The organism is Sphingomonas sp. 66-10, from assembly GCF_001897045.1.
Lineage (GTDB): Bacteria > Pseudomonadota > Alphaproteobacteria > Sphingomonadales > Sphingomonadaceae > Sphingomonas > Sphingomonas lycopersici.
Window position 1 is genome coordinate 3423 of the sequence record NZ_MKRR01000007.1, and the last position, 2447, is coordinate 5869.

Consider the following 2447-nt stretch of genomic DNA (forward strand, 5'->3'; position numbering starts at 1 on the left):
GCGCCCGCGCTCTTCCGCGACGAAGAGCGCAGCCCCTATGTTCAGCTCCGCCGAGAGATGGATCGCCTGTTCGAGGACTTTTTCCGGGCACCGCTTGTGGGCGGCATCGGCCTCTCCAGCAATGTGCAGAGCTGGCCGTATCTGGAGGTTAAGGAGACCGATGATCAGGTGATCGTCACCGCCGAGCTTCCCGGCCTGACCGAGAAGGATGTGGACGTCACCGTGGACGATGGCGTGCTGACGCTCCGGGGCGAGAAGAAGTCCGAGCACCAGGACAAGGATCGCGGCTGGTCCGAACGCTACTATGGCCGTTTCGAACGCTCGATCGTGCTGCCCGATGGCGCCGACGAAGAGAACTGCCAGGGCGTGCTACGCGATGGCGTGCTGACGGTGCGGATGCCCAAGTCGCAGCGGACGACGCGCGGTCGCAGGATACCGCTCGGCGACGGCGCGACGCAGCACTGATCGATACCGCGCGCCGGCGCCGCCGGTGCGCGGCTTTCGAAACACACGCTCCCTGCGCCGGCTGGTGGAGGACGAAGCAGAGGGAACAGTCATGGTTCGATCCCACCGGCAATCCAGGGGCATCTGGGCAGCATGGGCTTTGGTGCTCACGTTCGTTGGCGCAACCCTTGGCGGCGCGGCCGTCGAGATGCTGACGAGCACCGCCCCGGCTGAAGCGACCGGGCAACGGGCGATATCGAGCGATGCCGTTCCCCTCAACCGGTTGACGCTGGCGCCACTGGTGGAGCGGGTTGCGCCGGCGGTGGTCAACATCGCCGTGCTGCAGAGTTCGCCCTATGCGCAGAACCCTCTGCTCCGCGATCCCTATTACCGCCTCTTTCTTGGTGTTCCTGACGAAGCCCTCGCGCCGCGCATATCGGCCGGGTCGGGGTTCGTGGTCGACGCCGAACGCGGGCTGGTGGTGACCAACCAGCATGTCGTCTCGCACGCGCGTGCAATTGCTGTCGGCATCGGCGATCGACAGGTCGAGGCGGAACTGCTCGGGAGCGATCCACTGACCGACATCGCCGTCTTGAGGATCCCCGCAAGAGGGCTGAAGGCCCTGCCGCTCGGCGAGTCAGCCAAGGCCCATGTCGGCGACTATGTCGTGGCGATCGGCAACCCCTTTGAGGTGGGCCAGACCGTCACCGCCGGCATCATCAGCGCGGTACGGGCGCCGTCCGCGGGGGGCCGCCCTATGTTCAGACCGATGCCCCCATCAATCCAGGAAACTCGGGTGGGCCGCTGATCAACATGCGCGGCGAGGTCATCGGCATCAACAGCGCAATCATTGGTCCCAGCGGCGGCAATGTCGGTATCGGACTTGCCGTGCCGTCGGATATCGCGCGACGAGTGGTCGAGCGGATTGCGGGCTCGCGATTGGCTCCTGCAGAAAGCTGACCCATATCATCAGTCGCGGAATCGTGCCGCAGCAATGGGGGTCGTCGGGCAGGAGCCGATCGCAACTCGCTCGATGAGCCCCGGCTGAATTAGAAGGTAGACGTGCGGCCGCGCGTCGGGCGACAATTCACGTGGGGATAGGCCGGCACTTCAGCAGCCCGTTTGGAATGAGTGGATGGTTCAATTTAACGACTGGTGCGATGCGGCCGATACTCCTTTGGGCAATCACCATGTCCGCGTGATGACCGGACGCACAGCGGATGCCGCCATGGGCATCGAGCTGACGGCGATGGCGGTTCCCGCCCACTATGCGGCGGAGGAGCGTCTGGCAGCTGCGCTCGCGCGGCTGGGCAAGCCGGCGGCAGCCAAGATGGTTACCGATCTTCTTCCGCAAACACCGCAGATACGCTCCGGTGATCTGGGGGAGATCTACGCGACCGAATGGATTGATGCACACAGCGGCTACCGGGCTCCCATCAAGCGATTGCGGTGGAAGGACCACCGCGACATGGCGATGCGCGGCGACGATGTGATCGGCATGATCCTCGATCCTGCGACGCAGCGCCTACGGTTCCTCAAGACCGAGGCGAAGAGCCGCATCGATCTGCGGGCGCAGACCCTTCAGGAGGCGCGCGCCGGGCTCGACAAGGATGGCGGCCTTCCGTCGTCGCACGCCCTGTCGTTCATCTCGGCGCGGCTGATGGACCTCGGGACGGACGCGCCACTCCTCGACGCCATCGACGAGGCTCTCTATCGCCACGGCATCCCGCCCGATCATGTCCGGCATCTTCTCTTCACCTTCTCTGGCAACGCGCCGGAGGCACTGCTGACGCAGGCGCTGCAGGCCTATCCCGGCCCGATCGGACAGTGGGGCGTAGGGCTGCACGTGGACGGGCACGCCGCCTTTGTCGGCGCGGTCTACGCTCAGGTGATCGCCAATGCCAACCAGCCCTGAGGCGATCTCCGCCGCCATCACCGATGCAGCCGCCACCGGATTTCGCGGTCGTCTGATCGCGCGCGGCCAGGCACGGGCGATGATATGG

Annotated in this window: 3 protein-coding genes and 1 pseudogene; all 4 read left to right on the forward strand. The window is 65.6% G+C overall.

Annotated features, from left to right (window positions below):
- Positions 1-465, forward strand: a 465-nt coding sequence (locus tag BGN95_RS01125; RefSeq protein WP_286771371.1) for an Hsp20/alpha crystallin family protein, incomplete at its 5' end; no start/stop codon positions are given.
- Positions 466-652: 187 nt separating this feature from the next.
- Positions 653-1221, forward strand: a pseudogene (locus BGN95_RS01130) (trypsin-like peptidase domain-containing protein); the annotation flags it as partial.
- Positions 1222-1257: 36 nt separating this feature from the next.
- Positions 1258-1404, forward strand: coding sequence for a hypothetical protein (locus tag BGN95_RS01135; RefSeq protein WP_286771378.1), 147 nt, complete (start codon positions 1258-1260; stop codon positions 1402-1404).
- Between the two features lie 175 nt (positions 1405-1579).
- A complete protein-coding gene (locus BGN95_RS01140) occupies positions 1580-2359 on the forward strand; it encodes a Hachiman antiphage defense system protein HamA (RefSeq protein ID WP_066519557.1) in 780 nt (259 codons plus the stop codon).
- The last annotated feature ends 88 nt before the right edge of the window (positions 2360-2447 follow it).

What these genes read in the sequence shown, in the direction of transcription:
- BGN95_RS01135 (WP_286771378.1), top strand. Translation starts at nt 1,258, where the DNA reads ATGCGCGGCGAGGTCATCGGCATCAACAGCGCAATCATTGGTCCCAGC.
- BGN95_RS01140 (WP_066519557.1), top strand. Translation starts at nt 1,580, where the DNA reads ATGGTTCAATTTAACGACTGGTGCGATGCGGCCGATACTCCTTTGGGC.